This window comes from Ruegeria sp. BHSB058 (assembly GCF_059613285.1).
This window is the reverse complement of sequence record NZ_JBXWSF010000146.1, coordinates 1-3881: the sequence shown is the minus strand read 5'-3', so window position 1 is coordinate 3881 and position 3881 is coordinate 1. Positions and strand designations below refer to the sequence as shown.

Below are 3881 nucleotides of genomic sequence, written 5' to 3'. Positions count from 1 at the left end.
CCGACGGATGTTCAGGTGGCATGTCCTCGGTCTGGGGATTTGCCGCCGATATCTTTCCCGAGTTTGCCCGAACCTACGAGGAGGCGCCGCCGTGGGAAGATTGCTGCGTCACCCATGACAGGGCCTATCACGATGCGGGTGGCGCCGATCAGGCCGAAGACAGCTTTGATGCCAGGCTTGCAGCGGATGCGGAGTTGCGGGCCTGTGTGCTGCAAAATGGCGAGGAGCAAGCCGAACAAATTGCTGAACGCCTGAAGTCCAACCCCGAACGGGTTCTGCTGGCGTATGACGCGATTTCCGAAGCTATGTATCTGGCGGTTCGTTTCGGGGGCGGTCCATGCACCGGTACGCCATGGCGCTGGGGATATGGCTATCCCGGCTGCACCCCATTTGATACTTTGTCCCCTGCGCGCGATTGACGTCGTGACACAGGCGAGCGAATCCACTATCCAACGGTAAACACGCGAATAGGAACTGAAAACATGGCTGAATACAAACACGGCGATATGGACATCAAGGTACAGACCGAAACCTTTAACGGATTCGTCAAGTTCATGGTTTGGACTGTTGCGGTCATTCTGTTCATTCTGCTTTTCCTGGCGGTCTTCGCTTCCTGATCGGGCAAATTCTATCATGCGTCGATTGGTGATCGCATGCGCTTTGCTGCTCGCGGCGTCCGCCTGCACGAAACAAAGCGCGCCGCAGGCGGATTTCGAGACTATTGCGGCCGTTCGCTATCGCGATCCGGGGCCGGCCAAGTTGACGTTGTTCACGATGGTGAACAACCGCACGGGTTCGGGTGGACATGCCTCGCTTATGATCAACGCGTCTGAGCGGGTGATTTTCGATCCGGCGGGATCGTTCCGCGCCGATCGTGTGCCCGAGCGTGACGACGTGCTCTATGGTATCACACCGGCGGTCGAAAAGGCTTATCGAGGATCGCATGCGCGATCGACCTTTCACGTGGTTATCCAGGAACTGGAAGTGACGCCGGAACAGGCCGAGGCGGCCTATCGGCTGGCGAAACAGATGGGGCCTGTGCCCGGGGCATTCTGTGCCAACTATACCGGGCGGCTGCTCAGGCAAGTGCCGGGTCTGGAGGGGATAAAGCCGGTTCTGCAACCGGTGAAACTGGCCGATCAGTTCGGTGATCTGCCGGGTGCCATCACCGAGCGCTACTATGAAAACGATGACGAAGATCTGCAAAAGGGCATCGCGGCGAATAACGCGCAACTCAACGCCCAGGCACCGGCACAGAACTGACGTTCAGCCAAGAAAATAAAGCAAACCATAAAGCGTGGCCGCGCCCGAAAAGATCGCGGCCAGCACGTTCTTGGTCAACAGACCAACGACAATTGCCATAGCGGCGGCACTCATCCGGGGCAGATCGGGCTGTCCATCCGTGGCCGAGGGCCAGACTACCAGCGGTGCAATGAGGGCTGGAAGAACCGCCACGGCGGTATAGCGCAAGTGGCGCAGCAGCCACTCGGGCATCGGCCGGTCGCCGACCAGCCCGATAAAGACGAACCGCAACGCAAAGCTGCCGACCGCAAGACCGGCGATCACGATCCACATGGTGGCGGGGTCGATCTGGGTCATGCCCGGGCCTCCCTGCGCTTCAGCATCACTTCGGCCTGTGCTCCGGCCATCATGCCGGTGCATCCGGCAATCAGCAGGCCGAGGTTGAAAGGGACCCAGACGGTCAGCAGCGAAACGGTGATCGCGACGAGGGCGGCGATGACATGGGGCAGGGTGCGCAGCATGGGGCCGACCATCGACAGGAAGGTGATCGGGAGCGCAAAATCAAGTGCCCAGCTTTCCGGGATCTGCGTGCCCAGAACCGCACCGAGGTAGGTGCACAGATACCAGAGCGGCGCAATTGGCGAAATTGTACCAAAAAAATAGGCCATCCTGTCCGAAATGTACAAATCAGGTTCCCGCTCGAACCGGACCATGCAGCAGGCATAGGACTGGTCGACGACGAAATACGCGGCACAGGCGCGCTGCCACAAAGGTGCCGCCCCGAGGTAGGGGGTCAGCGAGGCCGAGTACATTGCCACCCGCAGGTTCACCGCCAGCGCAGAGGCGAGCACGATCACGGTCGGCGCGTTGTCCTGCAGCAGTTGCAACGCGGCGAACTGGGCGGCCCCGGCAAACACGGTTGCGGTAAAGGTCATGGTCTGGACGATGTTCAGCCCGGCCTCGGTCGCGAACACACCGAACAGGGTGCCGAACGGGATGGCCACGAAGATGAAGGGGAAGCCATCGCGAAAACCCTTCCAGTAGTAGGAATTGGATGTGGTGAATGCCATGCCTAGATCCTATGGTGACCGCGACAGCAGTAACGGGCTTGGGAAAGGGTTGCAATTGGCCATTGAGACGGACCTGTCGGACTATATCATCGCCCCCGATCCCGAAGCGGAGCGGCTGACGCGCGCCGTCGAAGGCGTGGATCAGAATGGCGAGCTCAGCCGGATTTCGGTGGTCGAGGAGCGCCCGCTGACGATCTTTCTCAACGCGCAGGAAATCGTCACGGCGATGACCATCGGGGACTATCCCGAATACCTTGCGCTGGGCTTTCTGCGCAATCAGGGGATGCTGCGCCCCGATGACGAGATCGTGCGCGTCGATTATGACGACGAACTGGAAACCGTCGTGGTGCGTACGGCGCGGGAAACCTCGTATGAAGACAAGCTGAAGAAAAAGACCCGCACCAGCGGCTGTGCCGTGGGTACGGTGTTCGGCGACATGATGGATGGGCTGGAGGGCGTGACGCTGCCGCAGGTGAGCGTGCGGACCTCTTGGCTGTATGAACTGGCGGCAAGGATAAACCGGACCCCGTCGCTGTATCTGGAGGCGGGGGCAATTCATGGCACCGTGCTGTGCCGCGAAAACCGGCCGCTGGTCTATATGGAGGACGTGGGCCGTCACAACGCGGTGGACAAGATCGCGGGCTGGATGCTGTCCGAGGGCGAGACGGCGGCGGACAAGATCCTTTACACAACCGGGCGGCTGACGTCCGAGATGGTGATCAAGACGGCGATGATGGGTATTCCGGTGCTGGCCTCGCGTTCCGGCTTTACCGCCTGGGGTGTCGAGATCGCGCGCGAGGTGGGCCTGACCCTGATCGGGCGTATGCGCGGACAGCGGTTCGTGTGTCTGTCGGGCGAGGACCGGTTGGTGCGGGATGTCGACCCGGCGACGGTGCCGCTCGAGGATAAGAAACATCGGCGCAAGAGTGCGGGGTGATTTCCTTGGGCTATGTGGTCGCCTTGCTGGTTTTTTGCTGTGCAAGCTTGGGAATTGGCGGGATTGTGATTCATGTCCGTCAGTGGATTCCGCTGATGTACAGTCTGGGTTTGCCACCGATTGATCGCGGTGTGGCGCGTCGGGTGCTGTTTCGGGGAGTGGTAAATTGTCCGGAGGAGTTGCGTGCAGAGCTGGCCCGGTGCCGACGCAACTATTTGCTGGTCATTGCCGGTTTTTTTCTCCTCGCGATTTTTCTGCTTGGACTTGAGGGTACGCTGTATCTGGGTGCCTGTTTCGCGGTTACCTGGCTGATCTCGAAGCCTATCGAATTGAAAGACGACAACAAATGACCCGACCTCTCGGCGTGATCCTTGCAGGCGGTCTGGCCACCCGGATGGGCGGTGGCGACAAGGGGTGCCGGCTTTACCGCCTGGGGTGTCGAGATCGCGCGCGAGGTGGGCCTGACCCTGATCGGGCGTATGCGCGGACAGCGGTTCGTGTGTCTGTCGGGCGAGGACCGGCTGGTGCGGGATGTCGACCCGGCGACGGTGCCGGTCGAGGATAAGAAACATCGGCGCAAGAGTGCGGGTGAGTAGTTCGATTGGCGCTGTGGGGTGATTTCGGCCTCAAAC

The 3881-nt window shown here is 60.5% G+C and carries 7 protein-coding genes and 2 pseudogenes; 7 read left to right on the top strand and 2 right to left on the bottom strand.

Annotated elements, in window-relative coordinates; translation table 11 throughout:
- From AC2FNB_RS20615 to AC2FNB_RS20605, 3 genes are all read left to right on the top strand, one after another.
- A partial coding sequence (locus AC2FNB_RS20615) for a hypothetical protein (protein ID WP_496748625.1) occupies nt 1–419 on the top strand: 419 nt, incomplete at its 5' end.
- Between the two features lie 63 nt (nt 420–482).
- On the top strand, nt 483–617 hold the full coding sequence (locus AC2FNB_RS20610) for an aa3-type cytochrome c oxidase subunit IV (protein ID WP_480748681.1): 135 nt from the start codon (nt 483–485) through the stop codon (nt 615–617).
- 16 nt (nt 618–633) lie between these two features.
- Complete coding sequence (locus AC2FNB_RS20605) at nt 634–1263, top strand: hypothetical protein (RefSeq protein ID WP_480748682.1); 630 nt, start codon at nt 634–636, stop codon at nt 1261–1263.
- Between the two features lie 3 nt (nt 1264–1266).
- On the opposite strand, the gene AC2FNB_RS20600 is transcribed toward AC2FNB_RS20605, so the two are convergent.
- Nucleotides 1267–1599 carry an AzlD domain-containing protein gene (locus tag AC2FNB_RS20600; protein WP_480748683.1) on the bottom strand — a complete coding sequence of 111 codons (333 nt, stop codon included), beginning with the start codon at nt 1597–1599 and terminating at the stop codon, nt 1267–1269.
- Nucleotides 1596–2312 (bottom strand): AzlC family ABC transporter permease, encoded by a 717-nt coding sequence (locus tag AC2FNB_RS20595; protein WP_480748684.1) that lies wholly within the window; start codon nt 2310–2312, stop codon nt 1596–1598. Before AC2FNB_RS20595 ends, AC2FNB_RS20600 begins: the two co-directional genes overlap by 4 nt.
- Between AC2FNB_RS20595 and AC2FNB_RS20590 the strand changes: the two genes are divergently transcribed.
- The 4 genes and pseudogenes from AC2FNB_RS20590 to AC2FNB_RS20575 form a co-directional block, all read left to right on the top strand.
- Entirely contained in the window at nt 2311–3249 is a 939-nt protein-coding gene (locus AC2FNB_RS20590; protein ID WP_496748624.1) for a formate dehydrogenase accessory sulfurtransferase FdhD, read from the top strand. The two genes, AC2FNB_RS20595 and AC2FNB_RS20590, sit on opposite strands and share 2 nt — an antisense overlap.
- A 5-nt stretch (nt 3250–3254) precedes the next feature.
- Nucleotides 3255–3599, top strand: coding sequence for a hypothetical protein (locus AC2FNB_RS20585; protein WP_480748686.1), 345 nt, complete (start codon nt 3255–3257; stop codon nt 3597–3599).
- Nucleotides 3596–3664: pseudogene (locus AC2FNB_RS20580) on the top strand (molybdenum cofactor guanylyltransferase MobA); the annotation flags it as partial. The gene AC2FNB_RS20585 and the pseudogene AC2FNB_RS20580, both read left to right, overlap by 4 nt.
- Before the next feature lies 1 nt (nt 3665).
- A pseudogene (locus tag AC2FNB_RS20575) lies at nt 3666–3845 on the top strand (formate dehydrogenase accessory sulfurtransferase FdhD); the annotation flags it as partial.
- Nucleotides 3846–3881 lie beyond the last annotated feature (36 nt).

Excerpts from the sequence above, each read along its gene's own strand:
- AC2FNB_RS20610 (WP_480748681.1), top strand. The coding sequence starts at position 483 with ATGGCTGAATACAAACACGGCGATATGGACATCAAGGTACAGACCGAA.
- AC2FNB_RS20605 (WP_480748682.1), top strand. The coding sequence starts at position 634 with ATGCGTCGATTGGTGATCGCATGCGCTTTGCTGCTCGCGGCGTCCGCC.
- AC2FNB_RS20600 (WP_480748683.1), bottom strand. The coding sequence starts at position 1,599 with ATGACCCAGATCGACCCCGCCACCATGTGGATCGTGATCGCCGGTCTT.
- AC2FNB_RS20590 (WP_496748624.1), top strand. The coding sequence starts at position 2,311 with ATGCCTAGATCCTATGGTGACCGCGACAGCAGTAACGGGCTTGGGAAA.
- AC2FNB_RS20595 (WP_480748684.1), bottom strand. The coding sequence starts at position 2,312 with ATGGCATTCACCACATCCAATTCCTACTACTGGAAGGGTTTTCGCGAT.